Origin of the sequence: Shewanella sp. P1-14-1 (assembly GCF_001401775.1) — a bacterium.
Lineage (GTDB): Bacteria > Pseudomonadota > Gammaproteobacteria > Enterobacterales > Shewanellaceae > Shewanella > Shewanella japonica.
In genome coordinates this window covers 84,619-104,989 of the sequence record NZ_LKTL01000012.1, presented here as the reverse complement: position 1 = coordinate 104,989, position 20,371 = coordinate 84,619, and the positions used below count along the sequence as shown (strand labels likewise).

The window sequence follows — 20,371 nt, the reverse complement described above, 5'->3', positions numbered from 1 at the left end:
ATTTTAGTTGTTCTTGTTATTCAAAAAATTGGAGTAAATCGTTAACTGTGTTAAATACAATTTTACTTGGCCATAAGTCTGGCTGGTCATCGTCTGAAAGATATCCCCACATAGCAGTGCCGCCAATCATGCCCGCATTACTAGCTGCGACTAGATCTCGCTCAGCATCACCTAGGTATAATATATTTGCAGGCGCACAGTTAATTTGCTGAGCTGCTAATAACATAGGGGCAGTGTGAGGTTTAGGGTGAAGGGTAGAGTCGCCACTAACGATGCTAGTTAAACGTTCAGTTAGCCCTAAAGCATCAATTAACGGACGAGTAAACTTTGCTTGTTTATTTGTTACCACCCCAAACGGTATTGCTTTTGTTTCAAGTAAAGTGAGAAATGAAGCTAAACCTTCGAATAAAGAGGCTTTTTGACCATTCACTTTTTTATAGTGTTCAAGCAGACTCTGTTGAATGCTTACTTGCTCTGATTCATTTAACTCTGGTACAGCAGCATTTACTAAGGCCAAACTTCCGTGTGAAGCTGAATAGCGTAGTGCTTCGACGGACTTAGGGGAGATTTCGCGCTCTTGCAAGGCTAAATTTAATGCATATACCAGATCTGGTGCGGTATCAGCCAAGGTTCCATCCAAATCAAATAATACTGCTTTAATCTGATCCGTCGCACTAATTTGATTCATTGTACTACCTTAGGTTTTAATTCGTTTATCAATAATGGAAAGAGTAACGTCACGTTATATTGGGTTAAGTAATCAAACGAATAAATAGATTAACTAAGCAAGCTAAGTAAACAGACTAATAATGACATTAAATAAAAGTGTAGAACATCAACTAGCCTGGTTTTGAACACTGCTAATAGGCAATAAGTGGTCATGTCCTTTAATCATTAACCATTAACCATTAACTATTAAACAATGACATGACCTGAATTGTGTGTTTTATCCAGCTTTTTGAGTCGCTATCATATAGTTTACGTCAAGTTTATTGGTATATTTATACACACCTGTTAACGGGTTATGAGTAATGCCTAAGGCATCTCTACAGATTAAATCAGTTTGATCGACCAAATTGATTAATTCTGACGGCTTAATAAACTTACTGTGATCATGGGTACCAACAGGCAGCATCTTTAATACATATTCTGCGCCTACTATCGCTTGTATGTAAGACATCATATTTCTATTTATGGTAGAAAAGAAAACAAATCCATCTGGTTTTACCATATCGCAGCATGCACGAATCACTGATAATGGATCCGGTACGTGCTCAAGCATTTCCATACACGTTACGACATCATATTTTTCGCTATTGTTAGCAGCGTGTTCTTCTGCAGTCATAGTGTCATAGTGAATATCGATACCAGTTTCGAGCGCATGAAGCTTGGCCACTTCAATTTGCGCATCACCCATATCAAGACCGGTTACTTTAGCGCCGACTTTTGCCATGCTCTCAGATAAAATACCGCCGCCACAACCGATATCAATAACATGTTTATCAAACAAACCGCCGCAAGTTTGATCGATATAATTTAATCTTAAAGGATTAAGTTGGTGTAGTGGTTTGAAATCACCATTTGGATCCCACCAAGACTGTGCCATTTGCGCAAACTTTTCGATTTCTTGGTGATCAACATTCTGTTGATTTTGGTTTTCTTGATTAGACATAACAGGACCCATAATATATTTATGATTATTGCAGGTATTATAACCATCCGTTTCAATAAACAAAGTGAGATAAAACAAGATTAATTTTCAATTGATTATATAAGCAGCAATCTTTGCCGATAAAAAACACATTAATTCTCAAAACACGTATATCAGGAAATTAAAAAGTAGAACTTACGAATCAAATTAGGGGAATTATCGCTGTTTTTATTAAGTTTTTCACTTGCATTCACTTATTGTTGTTCTAGGGTCTAGCCACTTTATATATCTGTGTTAGAATGCCAAATCACGTTTTTGAGCTACACAATAAAATGGAATAATTATTGTGCGCTAATTTTAGGGGAACGAGCAGTTTATGACTGATCTGGCAACATCAATTTCGCCAATTAACATCGAAGACGAACTAAAGAATTCTTATTTAGATTATGCGATGAGTGTAATCGTAGGTCGTGCATTACCCGACGTTCGTGACGGGTTAAAACCTGTTCACCGTCGTGTTCTATTCGCAATGAACGAATTAAAGAACGACTACAATAAGCCTTATAAAAAATCAGCTCGTGTTGTTGGTGACGTAATCGGTAAGTATCACCCACATGGTGATACAGCTGTATATGACACAATCGTTCGTTTGGCGCAGCCATTCTCAATGCGTTATACGCTTGTTGACGGCCAAGGTAACTTTGGTTCAGTAGATGGTGATTCTGCTGCGGCAATGCGTTATACCGAAATCCGTATGGAAAAATTGGCTCATTCACTTTTAGCCGATTTAGAAAAAGAAACAGTAGATTTTGTACCTAACTATGATGGTACAGAGTTTATTCCAGCAGTATTACCAACACGCGTACCAACCTTATTAATTAATGGTTCATCCGGTATTGCTGTGGGTATGGCGACCAATATCCCGCCTCATAATATCACTGAAGTGATTAATGGCTGTTTAGCTTTGATTGCTGAACCAAGTCTTTCAATCGAACAGTTAATGGAACATATTCCAGGACCTGATTTCCCAACAGCTGCAACAATTAATGGCCGTAAAGGTATTATTGATGCTTACAAAACGGGTCGTGGCCGTGCCGTCATGCGCTCTAAAGCTGAGATTGAAGAAGATAACGGTCGTGAACGTATTATCGTTACCGAAATTCCTTATCAAGTTAACAAAGCACGTTTGATTGAAAAAATCGCCGAGCTTGTTAAGGATAAGAAAATTGAAGGTATTACAGGTTTACGTGATGAGTCTGACAAAGACGGTATGCGTATCGTTGTTGAGATTAAACGTGGTGAAGTAGGCGAAGTTGTTCTGAACAACTTATACGCTCAAACTCAGATGCAATGTTCTTTTGGTATCAACATGGTGGCATTGACTAACGGTCAGCCTAAATTGTTCAACCTTAAAGAAATGCTTGAGTGCTTTATTCTTCATCGCCGAGAAGTTGTTACTCGTCGTACTGTTTTTGAATTACGTAAAGCGCGTGACCGTGCACATATCCTTGAAGCACTTGCGATTGCATTAGCGAATATCGATCCGATTATTGCGTTGATTAAGAACTCACCAACGCCAGCTGAAGCTAAAGTGAAATTAGTTGAGCAAGGGTGGGATTTAGGCCACGTACAAGGCATGCTTGAAAAAGCAGGTGATGATGCAGCTCGTCCAGAATGGTTAGAACCAGATTTTGGTATCCGCGATGGCAAATACTATTTAACTGAGCAACAAGCTCAAGCCATTCTTGAACTACGCCTTCATCGCTTAACAGGCCTTGAACACGAGAAAATTCTAAACGAATACGAAGAATTACTTGAGTTCATTGCAAGCTTGCTGTTCATTCTTCGTAGCCCTGAACGCTTAATGGAAGTGATCAAAGAAGAGCTCGAAGAAATGCTTGAGCAGTATGGTGATGAACGCCGCACTGTGATTAATCAAAATGAAGTTGATATGAGTCTTGAAGACTTAATCAATGAAGAAGATGTTGTTGTAACGCTATCTCATATGGGATATGCGAAGTATCAGCCTCTAACTGATTACCAAGCTCAACGTCGTGGTGGTAAGGGTAAAGCGGCAACGAAAGTGAAAGACGAAGATTTCGTTGAAAAACTGCTTGTTGCGAATACTCACGATACGATTTTATGTTTCTCTGACTTTGGCAAAATGTACTGGCTTAAAGTGTACCAGTTACCACTTGCAAGTCGAACAGCTCGTGGCCGTCCAATTATTAACTTATTACCTCTTGCTGATGGTGAGCGCATTACTGCTATCTTACCTGTACGCGAATACGCTGATGATAAGTTTATTGTTATGGCAACAGCGCACGGTACGGTTAAGAAAACGGCATTGACTGCATACAGTAATCCACGTGCAAACGGCATTATTGCAGTAAACCTTAAAGATGATGACCAATTAATTGGCGTCGATATTACTAACGGTAGTGACGACATTATGTTGTTCTCTAACGAAGGTAAAGTGGTTCGCTTCAACGAAAAAGTACGTGATTCAGAAACGGGTGAAGTGAAAAAAGACCCTGAAACTGGTGAAGATTTAATTGCTATCCGTCCAATGGGCCGAACGGCTACAGGTGTTCGCGGTATTAAACTTGAAGATGGTCAAAAAGTTGTTTCCATGATCATTCCGAAAGAAGAAGGTGCAATTCTTACTGTTACCGAAAACGGTTACGGCAAACGTACCGACTTATCAGAGTACCCAGCGAAGAGTCGTGGCACGAAAGGTGTTGTTTCTATCAAAGTCAGTGAACGTAATGGTGCCGTAGTTGGCGCAGTTCAAGTTACTGAATCTGAAGAAATCATGCTCATTAGTAACAAAGGTACGCTTGTTCGTACTCCTTCAAATGGTGTTTCACTGATTGGTCGTAACACGCAAGGTGTCACCATTATTCGAACCGCAGACGATGAGAAAGTGGTTGGCTTGCAGCGTCTTGATGAAATTGAAGAAGATGAGCAAATCGAAGAAGGTGCAGAAGGCGAAACCGCTGAGAGCATTGAAACGAATGCTGCTGACGATTCAGCTACACCAGAATCAGATGCTTAATCACCAATAACATTCTGATAGTGTGATACAAAAAAGGATGCCAAATGGCATCCTTTTTTATGCTTGAATGTTTATAAAGATAACAAGTGGATAGGGAGAGTTACGCACTAAGATTTATTTTTATTCGCTTGTTCGAAAGCATTTTTCCAAAAGGTAGAGCTTAATTTAGCAATCACTCTTGATTCACCGTTTAACAACATCGCCATACCAATATTCAACTCGGGTGAGTACGATATTTCTGCCACGTAACCAGCGACCCAACCAGCATGATAAATTAATGGACGGCCTTCAAATTCATATACTCGCCAGCCTTTACCGTAATGTGCATTATCAAGGTGTGCTCGCCAGTCACGGCGGCGTAACTCTTTGGTTGTTCTGACGCCTGGCGTCGTGACATCTTTAATCACACTGTTTGAAATGACACCAGGATTCTCACCTAAATTGGCAATTAGCCATTTCGATATGTCATTGATACTGGCATTGACGCCTGCAGCGGATGGTAATTTATAGTAATTAGGCTTTACCGTGACTTTACGAAAACCCGATTTTGTTTTTACATGAGGTTCTGCACGGTTTTCTCTTGCCATGAAAGCATCATAGCCGACTGTTGCAGTATTCATATCTAGAGGCGAAAAAATCTTTTGTTGCAATAAATCTTCATAAGCCATTCCAGATTGCTGCTCTATGGCCGTTTCAATAAATGAAAATGCTACGTTCTGATAGCCATAACAAACTCCGGGGCTACACATTGGGGTTAGCTCAGAGAACTTGTTGATAATTTTGTCCATTTTAACATTGGCATTAATTAAATTATCGTAACTATTAGGCATCAAACCGGTACTTTGACCAATTACATGCGCTAAGGTTATTTCTTCAGCGTTAGCTTTATTGGCGAGAGTGAATTCTGGTAAGTACTTAACAATAGGTTGTTGCCAGCTTAGCTTTCGCTCATTGACTAACATACTCGCTAAGCTACCGGCGAAGGTTTTTGATACAGATGCCAAACGAAAAACAGTGTCTTGATTTACATTGAGTTTGCCACCTTTTTTACGTTTGCCGAAGGTACTTAGTGATAAAACTTCATTTCCCTCAACAATAACGAAGGCCCCACCAGGTACCTTGCTTTGCTTCAATTGCTGGTGAAAGTGTTGTTTAAACTGATCTGCGACGGTTATGTAGTCAGATTGTTTTGCATTGGCTTGTGAGCAGACACTGGCAATTGTTACAGTGCCAAACAGCAAAAAGGGTTTTAAATACATCAATCGATCCAATTTCCGTTAAAACGGATTATTCATTATTGTTACAGTCTCAGTTTAGTACTAAGACCATATTTTACTGACTTATTTGTGATTACGCTTGTGTAATCATAAGTGGTTTACCCGTTATCAATTTTTATTTATTCATTGAGTTTGATTATAAGGTCAGCTCAGTAAGTACATAAAAATTAAAAACAGCAGTGAATTCTATCAAAAAAAGTGTACAAAAAGTTAATTCAGTTCAAGTTTATATAAACAAGTTTCTAATACAAAATTTAAATGATTTTTTTTCATTTTAGCAAGCAAACAGTTGCTATATACTGCATATCAAATTGCTATAAAAAGAAAGTTTTACCATCAAACGATAAAGGATACTGCTGTGAGCGATATTTTCAATTTTTGTGCCGGACCTGCCATGTTACCTCAAGCTGTGATGCAAAAAGCTCAGCAGGAATTAATCGATTGGAATGGTCTTGGCGTCTCCGTGATGGAAATAAGCCACCGAAGTAAAGAATTTATTGCCCTGACTCAGCATGCTGAAAAAACATTACGTGAACTAATGAACATACCTTCTAACTATCATGTTCTGTTTATGCATGGCGGTGGAAGAGGGCAATTTACTAATGTGGTTAACAATTTTCTTGGTGACAACGGTAAAGCGCTCTATCTAGTTAATGGACAATGGTCTTCGGCTGCGGTAAAAGAAGCCGTCAAGATAGTCGGTGAAAACAACATTGATCAAATCAATATTGTCGAAAAACAAGATGGATTAAATCAAGTGGTCTTGCCTGACTTACATAAACTGGATGATGATTATCGTTACGTTCATTATTGTGCCAATGAAACCGTAGATGGAATTGAAATTTTTGATGACTTAGACAGTCCATGGCCTGTAGTTGTCGACTTATCATCAACCATAATGTCTCGTGATATCGATGTCAGTAAATACGCGGTTATCTATGCTGGTGCACAAAAAAATATCGGTCCATCAGGGTTATCAATTGTAATTGTTCGAGATGATATGTTGAAATTACCGAGTCTAACTCAATCATCAATAATGGATTACTCAGTCGCACAAGCGAATGACTCAATGTTTAATACCCCACCTACATTTGCATGGTACCTTGCTGCTGAAGTGTTTGATTGGTTATCTGCGCAAGGGGGCGTTAAAGCTATGGAGGCCCTTAACAAGCAAAAAGCAGCCTTACTTTATCAATGCATTGATAATAATCCATTTTATACTAATGGGGTTGCAATTCAGAATCGCTCTCGAATGAATGTGACTTTTCAATTAGTGGACAGCTCGCTCGATAGTGAATTTTTAAAACAAGCTGAACAGGCAGGCTTAGTGGCATTAAAAGGTCATAGGATTGTTGGCGGCATGCGCGCCAGTATCTACAATGCAATGCCATTAGAAGGCGTAAAAGCCTTAGTGACATTTATGGAAGCTTTTGCACGTCAGTACAAATAATGACTCAGTTTTCGTCCCTATAAAACCATTGCCTTAAAAAAGCCACTTTTATGAGTGGCTTTTTTATTAATGACAGTTCGTTTGAGCTGCAATCAAGTTGTAAGATTTAACCTTATGCTAGCTGATTAAAAACATGATTCATGATGCTCAGTTAACAAGTAAGTCAGAACAAAATGTAAACCCCAAAAGTCTAAACTTAAAAAAAAGCGAATTGATGAAAACAATTCGCTTTTACATTTCTGAATAAAAGAAAGCTTACAGAATTCTAGCAATAGATTTAGCCAGATAATCTACATTTGATTCGCTAATACCAGCGATACTCATTCTGCTTGAATCGACCATATAGATACTGTGCTCTTGTTTCAATTGCTCCACTTGTGCAGGATTAATACCCAAGAATGAAAACATCCCTTTTTGTTTGGCAATGAAGCTAAAGTCCTGTGTTACGCCATTTTCAATTAGTTTATCCACTAACATTTGACGATTACCGTTTATGCGATCACGCATTACGGTCAGTTCATTTAGCCATTGCTGTTTAAGCTCTGCAGTCCCGAGAATGGTTTCAACTAGCGCTGCACCATGGGCAGGCGGCATTGAGTATATACAGCGAACTACATACAAAAGCACAGAAAAAGCGATGTTTGCAGTTTGGCTATTGTCAGCAACAAGCGTACACGCCCCAATTCTTTCGCGGTAAAGACCAAAGTTCTTAGAGCAAGAGCTACATAAAATCATTTCCTCTACTGCAGCAGCCATTTGGCGTACACCATAAGCATCTTCATCAACGCCATCCCCAAAACCTTGATATGCCATATCAATTAATGGAGTAAATCCTTGTTTTGCAGTAATAGCAATGACTTCATCCCACTGCTCGGTAGATAAATCCATACCACTAGGGTTATGGCAACAGGCATGAAGTAAAACGACATCATCCGGACCAATTTGACTAAGTGCTGCCTTCATTTCATTAAATTTTAAGGTTTTAGTATCGTAATCGTAATAAGGATAAGTGTTAACTGTTAAGCCAGCAGCTTTAAACAATCCAGTATGATTCGCCCATGTTGGGTCGCTTACCCAAATAACAGCATTCGGTTTACAGCTTTTAATAAACTCAGCTGCAACTCTTAATGCGCCAGTGCCACCTGGTGTGGAAACCGTCTTTACACGATTAGCAAGTAAAGCAGGGTGGGTTTGTCCGAATGCAAGTTCAGACATTAACTGATTAAAGTTTTCAGAGCCTGTAGGGCCGATATAGACTTTGGTTGTTTCGGTGTCTGTGCGTTGTTGCTCTGCTATTTTTACGCAGTCTAAAATGGGCGTATGGCCAGCAGGATCTTTATAAACGCCAACACCTAAGTCGATTTTTTGTGGGTGAGAGTCTTGTCGATATTGTGTCAGCAAACCAAGAATTGGATCTGCTGGCATGGCTGTTAATGTTTTGAACATGGTCATTGACCTTATAAATATCAAATAATGGTAGGATTCGCTTTAGGATAACGTGGTTTAATTGCGGATTGAAATGTAAAAAAATAACTAATTTTAAAATTAACTGTTTTTCTAAATGAAGGTTTACAGTGCAAGGTTAATTTTTGTCATTTAAGCTAAATCAGTAAGTAAAATAGTGGTTTTTTCATTCATTTTATTCAAGTTCGACATAAATCCGTCATTTTTTTATTAAAAGCCCTTGTATCGTGGGCTGCAATGAGTAAATTTGTAGTCAAGAATAATTATTATCTAACTATCAATCAGAATCGTATAGATAAATTGACATAGACGTCGCTTTGTCTTTAATCATATCCATTCTTGCATTTTGCTAGAACTCATTTAAGAAGAATTTTTCATGAAACAGTTGCGTCTTGAACCCGTAGAAAAAGTCAGTGGTGTTGTTAACATTCCAGGCTCAAAAAGTATCTCTAACAGAGCCTTACTATTGGCTACTCTTGCTAAAGGTAAAACAACCTTAACGAATTTACTGGACTCTGATGATATTCGATACATGTTAGCCTCGCTTAAACAGCTGGGCGTTCAATATGAGTTATCAGATAATAATACCGTTTGCGAACTTGAAGGTTTAGGAAAACCTATCACTGCAAAGCAAGCTGAAACGCTATTTTTAGGTAATGCTGGTACAGCAATGAGACCGCTTTGCGCTGCGTTAACACTTGGTTCAGGGGAATTTACATTAACAGGTGAGCCGAGAATGGAAGAAAGACCAATTGGCGATTTGGTTGATTCTCTGCGTCAGTTAGGCGCTAATGTGACTTACTTAAAAAATGATGGTTTTCCACCTTTAACCATTAATGCTGATGGATTAAATGGTGGAGAAGTTGAGATAGCTGGCGACTTGTCGAGCCAGTTCTTAACTGCATTACTCATGGTTGCGCCATTAACTAAAGACTCAGTTAATATTAATATTAGAGGTGAGTTAGTTTCTAAACCTTATATTGATATCACTATAGCCTTAATGGCTCAATTTGGGGTTGAAGTCATAAACCACGACTACCGCAGATTTGAAATCAAATCCGGCCAGCAATATGTATCACCAGGTAAAGTGTTAGTTGAAGGTGACGCTTCATCGGCATCGTATTTTCTGGCTGCAGGTGCAATTCAAGGCGGTGAAGTCAAAGTAACAGGTGTTGGTAAATTAAGCATACAAGGTGATGTCAAATTTGCAGATGTCCTTGAAAAAATGGGCGCTGATATCGAGTGGGGTGATGATTATATTATTTCACGTCAAGCGAAACTAACAGCGGTTGATTTAGATATGAATCATATTCCTGATGCTGCAATGACAATTGCAACAGTGGCATTATTTGCAGAAGGAACAACCAAAATAACCAATATTTATAATTGGCGTATTAAAGAAACCGATCGTTTAGCAGCTATGGCTACAGAACTTAGAAAGGTTGGAGCAACAGTAGAAGAGGGCCATGATTATATTTCAGTCACGCCTCCTGCTGTATTGAATACTGCTGATATCGATACCTATAACGACCATCGTATGGCGATGTGTTTTTCAATGATGGCCTTTGCGCCTTGTGGAATTACGATTAACGATCCTGATTGTACTTCTAAAACCTTCCCGACTTATTTCAGTGAGTTCGCACGTTTAGCTTGCTAATTTAATCTTACCAAGCATAAAAATAATGACGGCAGTCAATTAACTGCCGTTGTTATGATCTTCTTTATGAACTTACAAAATTCTCCAGTTTTTTGGTTCAAATTGTTATACAATGCCGCCCGCTCATTTTGATGAACCTTTTTTACATTCATGGAAGATTGTTTTTTTTCGGAGGAATTTATGTCTGAACGTGCTCCAGTAGTCACAATCGACGGACCAAGCGGTGCAGGAAAAGGGACAATATGCCAACTCGTTGCTGAACGATTAGATTGGCATTTACTAGATAGCGGCGCTATTTATCGTGTTTTAGCCCTTGCAGCCATTCATCACGATGTTGAATTAGAAAATGAAGAAGCCATTACCTTGTTAGCTTCTCATTTAGACGTGCAGTTTTTAGCCGGAAATGATTTAGTGAAAGTCATTTTAGAAGGTGAAGATGTATCAACCAGTATTCGCACTCAAGAATGTGGAAATGCAGCTTCTAAGATAGCCGCTTTTCCACGTGTTAGAGAAGCACTACTTAGACGCCAACGTGCTTTTAGTGCTGAACCTGGATTAGTAGCTGATGGCCGTGACATGGGAACCGTCGTTTTTCCTAATGCACCAGCCAAAATCTTCCTTACTGCATCAGCAGAGGAAAGAGCGCAGCGACGCTATAAACAGTTGCAGGACAAGGGGTTCGATGTTAATATCGATCGCCTTTTATCTGAAATCATTGAACGTGATGACCGCGATATTAATCGTTCAGTCTCGCCTTTAGTGCCTGCGGATGATGCGCTAGTGATTGATACTAGTGGCATAGGTATTAATGAAGTGCTTGAGCTAGTGCTTGAACACATCAATAAAAACTTAACGTAATTTCTTAATTCTGAGAAGTTATGAAACAACATTTATGTCACGGATGATGTAAATAAATTAATTGACTCCACATCTAGGATGGATGGTGGTTTATAAAAGAAAGTAATCATAAAATGACTGAATCTTTTGCTGATCTATTTGAACAATCCCTAAATGAACTTGAGTTCCGTCCTGGTTCTATCGTACGTGGTGTAGTTGTTCGCATCGAAAACGGTACTGTACTAGTTGACGCTGGTCTTAAGTCTGAAAGCCCAATTTCTGCTGACGAATTCAAAAACGCTCAAGGTGTTTTAGAAATCGCTGTTGGCGACGAAGTTGATGTTGCACTTGACTCTGTTGAAGACGGTTTCGGTGAAACTCAATTATCTCGTGAGAAAGCGAAACGTCACGAAGCTTGGATTGTTCTAGAAAAAGCTTATGAAGATGCTGAAACTGTAATCGGTATCATCAATGGTAAAGTTAAAGGTGGTTTCACTGTTGAATTAAACGGTATCCGTGCCTTCTTACCTGGTTCTCTAGTAGACGTTCGCCCAGTTCGCGATACTGCTCACCTAGAGTACAAAGAATTAGAATTCAAAGTTATCAAACTTGACCAGAAGCGTAACAACGTTGTTGTTTCTCGTCGTGCTGTTATCGAATCAGAAAGCAGTGCAGAACGTGATGCTCTTCTTGAGAACCTTCAAGAAGGTCAAGCAGTTAAAGGTATCGTTAAGAACCTCACTGACTACGGTGCATTCGTAGACTTAGGTGGCGTTGACGGTCTTCTACATATCACTGATATGGCTTGGAAGCGTGTTAAGCACCCATCTGAAATCGTTAATGTTGGTGACGAAATCAACGTTAAAGTTCTTAAGTATGACCGTGAGCGTACTCGCGTATCACTAGGTCTTAAGCAACTTGGCGAAGATCCATGGTTAGAAATCAGCAAGCGCTACCCAGAAAACACACGTTTAACTGGTCGCGTAACGAACTTAACTGACTACGGTTGTTTCGTTGAAATCGAAGAAGGCGTTGAAGGTCTTGTTCACGTTTCTGAAATGGATTGGACTAACAAGAACATCCACCCATCTAAAGTTGTTAACTTAGGTGATGAAGTAGAAGTTCTAGTTCTAGACATCGATGAAGAACGTCGTCGTATTTCTCTAGGTCTTAAGCAATGTAAGACTAACCCATGGGATGATTTCGCTACTCGTTTCAACAAGGGCGATAAAGTTTCTGGTAAGATCAAGTCTATCACTGACTTCGGTATCTTCATTGGTCTTGACGGTGGCATCGACGGTCTTGTTCACTTATCTGACATTTCTTGGAACGGTACTGGCGAAGACGCTGTATCTGAGTACAAGAAAGGTGACGAAATCCACGCAGTAGTTCTTTCTGTTGACCCTGAGCGTGAGCGTATCAGCTTAGGCGTTAAGCAAACTGAAGACGATCCTTTCAATGCTTACTTGGCAGACAAGAAGAAAGGTACTATTGTAAATGGTGTAGTTACTGCTGTTGACGCTAAAGGCGTTACAATTGAACTAGCTGAAACTGTTGAAGGTTACCTTCGCGTTGCAGATATCTCTCGCGAGCGTATCGAAGACGCATCTACAGTATTCTCTGTAGGTGACAAAGTTGAATCTAAGTTCATGGGCGTTGATCGTAAGAACCGTTCTATCAGCTTATCTATCCGTGCGAAAGATGAAGCAGATGAGAAAGAAGCAATGGCAACTATTAACAAGCAAGATGATGCTGTTATTAGTAATGCTATGGCTGAAGCGTTTAAAGCAGCTCGTAAGTAATAAATCGCCTGTAGTGTGGGAAACACCTGGTGTTTCCCTTTAGGCGACTGTGTTTGGCTTGATAATAGAGGGTATAGGATGACAAAATCCGAACTGATCGAAAAACTTGCCACTAGGCAGTCGCAGTTGTCGGCAAAAGAAGTGGAAAGTGCTATTAAAGAAATGTTGGAGCAAATGGCAACAACATTAGAAGGCGGTGATCGTATTGAGATCCGTGGATTTGGTAGTTTTTCTCTTCACTATCGTGCACCGCGTGTTGGCCGTAATCCAAAAACTGGTACCTCAGTTGAATTGGAAGGCAAATACGTACCGCACTTTAAGCCTGGCAAAGAACTGCGCGAACGTGTCGATGCGGTTAATCATTGATTAACGCTTGATTAAAAAGCCTCCTTTTGGAGGCTTTTTTGTATCTATTGCTTTTCAAAGCTGGTTACTTGGCTAAATATCTTGGATAATCAGTTGTATTGATAAGATTGAATTTTTATCACTCACAGATTGAATGGAGCTGCATGTGAAATCGTTTATTGCCATTATCATTGTTGGATTATTTTTTGTTCTCGCCTTATTGTTTGGTGCCAAAAACGAACAAATTGTGACGGTCAGCTATTTTGTTGCAGAAGGCCAATATCGTTTACCTGTTGTTTTGGCCATTGTGTTTTTAGCAGGTTTTTTGATTAGCTGGTTATTTGCCGGTTACTATATTCTCAAAATGAAAATGGTCATTCGTAAGCGAAATAAAACCATTGCTCAGCTAACTGATAAAGTGTCTGATCCAATAGCACAGGATACCACTGCATAATATGCTAGAAATCCTCTTTCTGTTGTTACCTATAGCAGCCGGTTACGGTTGGTATATGGGGCGTAGAAGTATACGACAGAATCAAAAGCAACAAAGTAAGAAACTCAGTAGAGACTATTTCACTGGGCTTAATTTTTTGCTTTCAAATGAATCAGACAAAGCGGTTGATCTCTTTATTACTATGCTAGATGTCGATGATGAAACAATCGACACACATCTATCTTTAGGTTCATTATTTCGTAAACGTGGTGAAGTCGATCGCTCAATCCGTATCCATCAAAACCTCATCGCAAGGCCCAGTCTCACCACCGAACAACGTGACATTGCCATGATGGAACTGGGAAAAGATTATTTAGCAGCGGGCTTTTATGATCGTGCAGAAGAAATTTTTCTCAATCTCGTTAGTCAAGATGAACATAGCGAAGAAGCAGAAAGTGAATTAATCTCGATTTATCAAGTGACCAAAGAATGGCAAAACGCCATTAACATCACTAAAGGCTTAAGTCGTAAACGTCAGCAAGCACTCAAATCCATCACTGCACATTTTTATTGCCAGTTATCTGATGAAGCGACTGAAAGCGATGAGAAAATCAAATTACTTCAACAAGCCATTAAGCTTGATGAGCATTGTGGCAGAGCTTGGTTAACCCTCGCAAAAATCTATCTTGATTCAAATCAAGTCTCCCAATGTAAAAAAGCCATCTTAGAATTAAAGCTTGCAGATATCGAATTGTTTGCCGACGCTATTGGTGTTGCTAGACAAGTTTACCGTGACAGTAATGACTTAGAAGGCTATCAATCTCTCTTACAGCAAGCACTAGAGTCCGGCGGTGGAGCCAGTGTTATTATTGCCCTTGCTAAACACAAAATTGAGCAAGGAAATACTAAGAATGCTGAAAAAATGGTGCTAGACCACTTGTATCGTCACCCTACGATGAAGGGGTTTCAACATCTAATGCAGTTACATATCAAGCAGGCTGAAGATGGACAAGCAAAACAAAGCTTATCGATGCTTGAAAAGTTAGTAGAGCAACAAATTAAATTTAGACCAAGTTACCGCTGTTGTTCATGTGGGTTCCCAGCGCATAGCTTGTATTGGCATTGCCCATCTTGCAAAGAGTGGGGCAGCATTAAGCGTGTTAAAGGACTTGATGGTGAGTAAACCAAGACATCAACAATCTAGCGTTACAAAACGAACACCCATACGTCATTACATATTCATTGTGAGTATGCTTAATGATTATCTTACGGAGTAAACATGACTGATAAACCAATTGTAGTAGCCTTAGATTACGATAATAAAAATGAAGCGTTATCATTAATCGACAAGCTTGATCCAACGATGTGCCGTTTAAAAGTGGGTAAAGAAATGTTCACTTTATTTGGGCCACAATTGGTTAAAGACATACATGACCGTGACTTTGATTTATTTCTAGATTTAAAATTTCATGATATTCCAAATACCGTTGCTAAGGCAGTGTCAGCTGCTGCAGATTTAGGGGTATGGATGACCAACGTTCATGCAAGTGGTGGGCTAGCCATGATGGAAGCTGCCAAGAGAGCGCTTGTTAACTACGGCAATGATGCGCCATTACTTATCGCTGTAACCGTTTTAACATCGATGAGCGATGAAGACTTAGCGCTTTTGGGCATTAATGTGCCTGCACAAGAGCACGTTAAGCGCTTAGCTGCGCTTACACATAGAGCAGGCCTTGACGGGGTTGTATGTTCTGCCCAAGAAGCGACGATGTTAAAGTCATCTTTTGGCCAATCGTTTAATTTAGTGACTCCAGGTATTAGGCCTGTTGGCTCCGATGTAGGCGATCAACACCGCGTGATGACACCACCTAAAGCAATAGCGGCAGGCTCTGACTTTTTAGTGATTGGAAGACCGATCACTAAAGCGGCAGATCCACTGGCTTCATTGCACCAAATTGTTGATTCACTTAAATAGAGTCGATTACAGCTGAGAGTAAAAGTAAACCTGCGATACGTTTAACAAGTGTCAATACGATTTACTTTACAACACAACAAATCAGGAGCGTTTAATGTTTGATTATCAAGGAAAGAATGTTGTTGTTATAGGTGGCACCAGTGGAATTAATCTTGGCATAGCATGCGCTTTTGCTAAGCAAGGAGCCAATGTTGCTGTAGCGAGTCGTAGTGTTGAAAAAGTTAACTCAGCTGTAAATGAACTTAAATTAGTAAACCCAAATGGCAAGCATCTTGGGGTCAGTTTTGATGTCCGTGACATTGAGGCTGTTAGTCAAGGTTTTGCCAATATTGAACAAGCATTTGGCCATATCGATGTTCTGGTAAGCGGCGCTGCAGGGAATTTTCCTTCGCGCGCTAAAGATCTATCAGCGAATGGATTTAAATCAGTAATGGACATTGACCTGCTTGGAAGTTTCCAAGTTATTAAGCAAGCTTATCCACTGCTGAGAAAAGCAGTTAGTCAAGCTGACGGTAAAACCAGTGCCAATGTTATTCAGATTTCTGCGCCACAAGCTTATGTACCAATGGCGCTGCAAGTACATGTTTGTGCAGCCAAAGCCGGTGTAGATATGCTAACTCGCACGTTAGCAATAGAATGGGGCGTAGATGGAATTAGAGTCAATTCGATAGTACCAGGACCTATTGACGAAACAGAAGGTTTTGATCGCTTAGCACCAAGTAAAGCATTAAAATCAATGATAGCTGATAGTGTGCCATTGAAACGCAATGGAGTTAAATCAGATATTGCAAACGCAGCATTATTTTTAGCATCGGATATGGCGTCTTACATCACTGGAACAATCTTACCCGTTGATGGTGGTTGGTCATTAGGTGGTGCAGGCGCGGCAATGGATGCACTAGCGAAACACATGCCAGAATAGTAAATAATTTTAAGGTGATTTAAATGGCAAACGCATTACAAGAGCAATTGCTTAAAGCAGGATTAGCGAGCAAACAAAAAGCGCGTGATGTTAAAACTCAAAAACGTAAGCAGAAGAAAGCCAAGATAGATGATGGTAGTGCAGATTTAAAGCAACAAATTGCACAGCAAAAACTTGAGCAAGCTGAGAAAGATCGTGCATTAAATGAAAAACGTTTTGCAGAAGCTGAAGAAAAAGGCCAAGTGCGTGGACTCATCACTGAGTTTACCAAGTTCGCCATTTCAATTCCTACTGATGCTGAAATTAAGTTTAACTTCACGGTTAATAATAAAATCTTATCAGTTTATGTGAATGAGAAATTACAAGGTCAGTTACTTTCTGGCGCAGTTGGTATTATCCGTTACGAAGATAAAAGCTATCTAGTACCGCATAAATTAGCTGAACGCGTCAATTTATTGGTACCAGAATGGTGTGGTTATCTTTGGATTGATACTGATGATAATCAAACTGAGCAAGTGACTAAAGAAGATGATCCATATGCGGATTATGCTATCCCTGATGACCTTATGTGGTAATTCATTATCTTAAAAAATGCCTCATATTGAGGCATTTTTTATGACTTTTTTATCGTTTGTAAATTTAGCCACGAATAGGTTATTCAGTTTTGCTGCAACATACACAATATTTTCGCAATGGACTAGATTATCGCCTTGGCGAGCAAGCCAATTTCAATGATATCAAACAAACGTTTGGCTTAAGGCATATCAGTGTGGGTAAATGGGTGACTGCTGATGAGTCAAAAATTGCAGCAAATTTAGTTTTTGATTCTTTAGCAGATCTTTCTCAGATACTGAATGTTCCCACTGAACTTATTGGTCTTAGAAAGACATTAAATATGCTATTTGGTCGTGGTGGCCAAAAAGGTGTGCAAGCACATTATTCCCCAAGCACAAGAGAGTTAGCATTAGCTAAAAATGCCGGTGCTGGTGCGTTAGCGCATGAGTTTTGGCATGCATTTGATCATTATATAGTGGCAAAAGCCTTTGAAGATCGTCACAGCAAGTATGCTTGTGCATCAGATTTATGGCTTAATGATCATCTATTAAAACCACATGCGCTTAACGATAAGCTATCAAACTTGTTTAAACTTGTTTTATTAAGTGAAGATGGTCAGTCTGCTAGTGAGTTTGTAACCAATGCAATTAAGGTTGATAAGGTACAAGGTAGTTATTATTTCTCTAAGCCTACAGAACTAATGGCGCGTGCTTTTGAATCTTCAATAGAATCGTTTGGTTCATTAAGAAATAATTATCTTGTGTCAGGGACGACTAAATCAGATCAAGCCACTCGGTTAATATATCCAAATGTCGGCCATAGAGAGCAAATTATGGCTGCTATTTTAGATTACTTTTCTCTACTTGGTGCAGCATTCGAACGTTCATCGGCTCAATAACATGTTTAAGCCGTTATCTCACTCAATTGCGTTTTTGTTTTCTTTAGCAAGTATGTAGTTGTTCCTTTTATACTCACTTCGAATTCAAAACCTTGTCTAATTTTCGCTATTTTTAGGCGTATTTATGCGACTCATAACCAAGTAGTGAGTGGGATGTTTATTTGTAAAATTTATTCATTATTTATGCTTTTTACTACAGATACAGCTTGTGTTTCATAGTCCTTTTGTATAAATTGAAACAACTGTTTTAATTATCTGTTTAAGAGTGTGATATGAATCCTTACCAAGCTCCTTTGAAAGACATGCAATTCTTATTAGAAAACGTCTTTGATGCCAATACCACATGGCAAAACATGCCAGCTATGGCTGAAATGGTCGATATGGACACCGCAGTCGCTATTCTAGATGAAGCTAGCAAGATTAGCCGTGACTTGATTCAACCTATTAACAGAAATGGTGATGAGCAAGAAGTAAGGCACGAAGGTAGCAAGGTTATTACGCCAGATGGATTTAAAGAAGCTTATCAACAATTTTCCGATGGTGGCTGGGTTGGCTTATGTGGTGAGCCGGATTTTGGCGGTATGGGTATGCCAAAAATGTTAGGCGTTTTAGTTGATGAAATGAACTACAGCGCATGTAACTCTTTCACTTTATACAGCTCACTGACTGCTGGTGCTGCTTTATGTATCAATGCTCATGCTACAGAAGAATTAAAAGAGAAATATTTACCAAACCTATATTCAGGGCAATGGTCTGGTGCCATGGACATGACAGAACCGCAAGCCGGTTCAGATCTTCGTAATATTCGTACTAAAGCTGAACCACAAGAAGATGGCAGTTACTTAATTTCTGGTAGTAAAATTTTCATTACTGGCGGCGATCATGATTTAACCGAAAACGTTATTCATTTAGTGCTTGCTAAACTGCCGAACTCTAAAGGTATTTCGTTATTTTTAGTTCCAAAGATTTCAGTCAACGATGATGGGACTTTGGGCGAGCCTAACGGCGTATCTGTTGGCTCAATTGAACACAAAATGGGGCTTAAAGCGTCAGCGACTTGTGTTATGAATTATGATAATGCACAAGGCTACTTAGTTGGTAGAGTCGACCGTGGTTTAGTGTGTATGTTCACTATGATGAACTATGAGCGTCTTGCGATAGGTATTCAAGGCTTAGGCAGTGCTCAGGGTGCGTATCAAATGGCTGCTGATTATGCCAAAGAACGTGTTCAAGGGGTTGCTGCTGGCGGCTCACCTACAGGCGCTGCTGCTGACCCCATTATCGTTCACGGTGATGTCCGTAGAATGTTACTGACTATTAAATCAATCACAGATGCGGGTAGAGCACTTTCAGTTTTCACTGGCAAGCAATTAGATTTAGCCAAACATGGCGAAGGTGACGTTCAAACAAAGGCTGCAAAATACGTTGGACTACTCACGCCAGTATCTAAAGCATTTCTAACTGATCGTGGTTTAGATGCAACAATTATGGCTCAGCAAGTATTTGGTGGTCATGGTTATATTCGCGAAACAGGCATTGAGCAATTTGTGCGTGACACACGGATCGCACAAATTTATGAAGGGACTAATGGTATTCAAGCCATTGACTTCTTAGGCCGTAAAGTGACAGGTGATAACCTAGCAACATTGAGTCAATTTGTTGCAGAAATTACTGCTGAGCTAAATGAGTTACAACACGTTTCAGCTGAAGATAAATCTGCTATTAGCACTCGATTTGATAACCTACTTAGCATTGCGAGTCACATCAATGATAATAAGCTAACTCAGCCTGCATTAATCAACGCAAGCGCTGTAGATTTCTTAGATGCCTTTGGTTACATACTTTATGGTTACTATTCATTACTGCTAGCTGACAAAGCGGTAGGGCATGACGATGCAAACTTTACCGAACAAAAAAGCTACGTCGCTAAGTTTTATATGGAAAAAGTATTACCTAAAGCTGACTTCCATCTAGCGCAGGTTTCTCGAGGCGATAGCGCTATTATGGATATGCCAGTAGAGTTATTTTAGGGAACAATCTCGTCTGC

Annotated in this window: 17 protein-coding genes; 13 read left to right on the top strand and 4 right to left on the bottom strand. The window is 39.6% G+C overall.

The window, feature by feature from the left end:
• Positions 1-16: 16 nt before the first annotated feature.
• On the bottom strand, positions 17-688 hold the full coding sequence (locus AN944_RS10565; RefSeq protein WP_055024578.1) for an HAD family hydrolase: 672 nt from the start codon (positions 686-688) through the stop codon (positions 17-19).
• A 258-nt stretch (positions 689-946) separates the two neighbouring features.
• The gene (gene ubiG, locus AN944_RS10560) at positions 947-1,672 is read right to left on the bottom strand and encodes a bifunctional 2-polyprenyl-6-hydroxyphenol methylase/3-demethylubiquinol 3-O-methyltransferase UbiG (RefSeq protein WP_055024619.1); all 726 of its coding nucleotides are present in this window, start codon (positions 1,670-1,672) and stop codon (positions 947-949) included.
• A 355-nt stretch (positions 1,673-2,027) separates the two neighbouring features.
• Between ubiG and gyrA the strand changes: the two genes are divergently transcribed.
• On the top strand, positions 2,028-4,709 hold the full coding sequence (gyrA, locus tag AN944_RS10555) for a DNA gyrase subunit A (protein WP_055024577.1): 2,682 nt from the start codon (positions 2,028-2,030) through the stop codon (positions 4,707-4,709).
• Positions 4,710-4,816: 107 nt separating this feature from the next.
• Here the strand turns inward: gyrA and AN944_RS10550 are convergent, their stop codons facing one another.
• Entirely contained in the window at positions 4,817-5,968 is a 1,152-nt protein-coding gene (locus tag AN944_RS10550) for a serine hydrolase (protein WP_055024576.1), read from the bottom strand.
• A gap of 376 nt (positions 5,969-6,344) precedes the next feature.
• Between AN944_RS10550 and serC the strand changes: the two genes are divergently transcribed.
• Complete coding sequence (gene serC / locus AN944_RS10545; RefSeq protein ID WP_055024575.1) at positions 6,345-7,436, top strand: 3-phosphoserine/phosphohydroxythreonine transaminase; 1,092 nt, start codon at positions 6,345-6,347, stop codon at positions 7,434-7,436.
• Between the two features lie 255 nt (positions 7,437-7,691).
• Here serC and AN944_RS10540 read toward each other — a convergent pair whose 3' ends face one another.
• Positions 7,692-8,882 (bottom strand): amino acid aminotransferase, encoded by a 1,191-nt coding sequence (locus AN944_RS10540; protein ID WP_055024574.1) that lies wholly within the window; start codon positions 8,880-8,882, stop codon positions 7,692-7,694.
• Between the two features lie 394 nt (positions 8,883-9,276).
• Between AN944_RS10540 and aroA the strand changes: the two genes are divergently transcribed.
• The 11 genes from aroA (at position 9,277) to AN944_RS10485 (ending at position 20,354) form a co-directional block, all read left to right on the top strand.
• Positions 9,277-10,557, top strand: a complete 1,281-nt coding sequence (gene aroA, locus AN944_RS10535) for a 3-phosphoshikimate 1-carboxyvinyltransferase (protein WP_055024573.1) — start codon at positions 9,277-9,279, stop codon at positions 10,555-10,557.
• A 180-nt stretch (positions 10,558-10,737) separates the two neighbouring features.
• Positions 10,738-11,415, top strand: coding sequence for a (d)CMP kinase (gene cmk, locus AN944_RS10530; protein WP_055024572.1), 678 nt, complete (start codon positions 10,738-10,740; stop codon positions 11,413-11,415).
• A 92-nt stretch (positions 11,416-11,507) separates the two neighbouring features.
• Positions 11,508-13,196, top strand: a complete 1,689-nt coding sequence (rpsA, locus tag AN944_RS10525) for a 30S ribosomal protein S1 (RefSeq protein ID WP_263863673.1) — start codon at positions 11,508-11,510, stop codon at positions 13,194-13,196.
• Positions 13,197-13,274: 78 nt separating this feature from the next.
• Positions 13,275-13,562, top strand: a complete 288-nt coding sequence (gene ihfB / locus AN944_RS10520) for an integration host factor subunit beta (protein WP_055024570.1) — start codon at positions 13,275-13,277, stop codon at positions 13,560-13,562.
• Between the two features lie 133 nt (positions 13,563-13,695).
• Positions 13,696-13,995, top strand: coding sequence for a LapA family protein (locus AN944_RS10515; protein WP_247663178.1), 300 nt, complete (start codon positions 13,696-13,698; stop codon positions 13,993-13,995).
• A gap of 1 nt (position 13,996) precedes the next feature.
• Complete coding sequence (gene lapB / locus AN944_RS10510) at positions 13,997-15,157, top strand: lipopolysaccharide assembly protein LapB (protein ID WP_055024568.1); 1,161 nt, start codon at positions 13,997-13,999, stop codon at positions 15,155-15,157.
• A gap of 96 nt (positions 15,158-15,253) precedes the next feature.
• Positions 15,254-15,949, top strand: coding sequence for an orotidine-5'-phosphate decarboxylase (pyrF, locus tag AN944_RS10505; RefSeq protein ID WP_055024567.1), 696 nt, complete (start codon positions 15,254-15,256; stop codon positions 15,947-15,949).
• 94 nt (positions 15,950-16,043) lie between these two features.
• Entirely contained in the window at positions 16,044-16,871 is an 828-nt protein-coding gene (locus tag AN944_RS10500) for an SDR family oxidoreductase (RefSeq protein WP_055024566.1), read from the top strand.
• A 23-nt stretch (positions 16,872-16,894) separates the two neighbouring features.
• Positions 16,895-17,446 carry a DUF2058 domain-containing protein gene (locus AN944_RS10495; RefSeq protein WP_055024565.1) on the top strand — a complete coding sequence of 184 codons (552 nt, stop codon included), beginning with the start codon at positions 16,895-16,897 and terminating at the stop codon, positions 17,444-17,446.
• A gap of 89 nt (positions 17,447-17,535) precedes the next feature.
• Positions 17,536-18,324 carry a CLCA_X family protein gene (locus tag AN944_RS10490; protein WP_055024564.1) on the top strand — a complete coding sequence of 263 codons (789 nt, stop codon included), beginning with the start codon at positions 17,536-17,538 and terminating at the stop codon, positions 18,322-18,324.
• 272 nt (positions 18,325-18,596) lie between these two features.
• A complete protein-coding gene (locus AN944_RS10485; protein ID WP_055024563.1) occupies positions 18,597-20,354 on the top strand; it encodes an acyl-CoA dehydrogenase family protein in 1,758 nt (585 codons plus the stop codon).
• Positions 20,355-20,371: the final 17 nt, after the last annotated feature.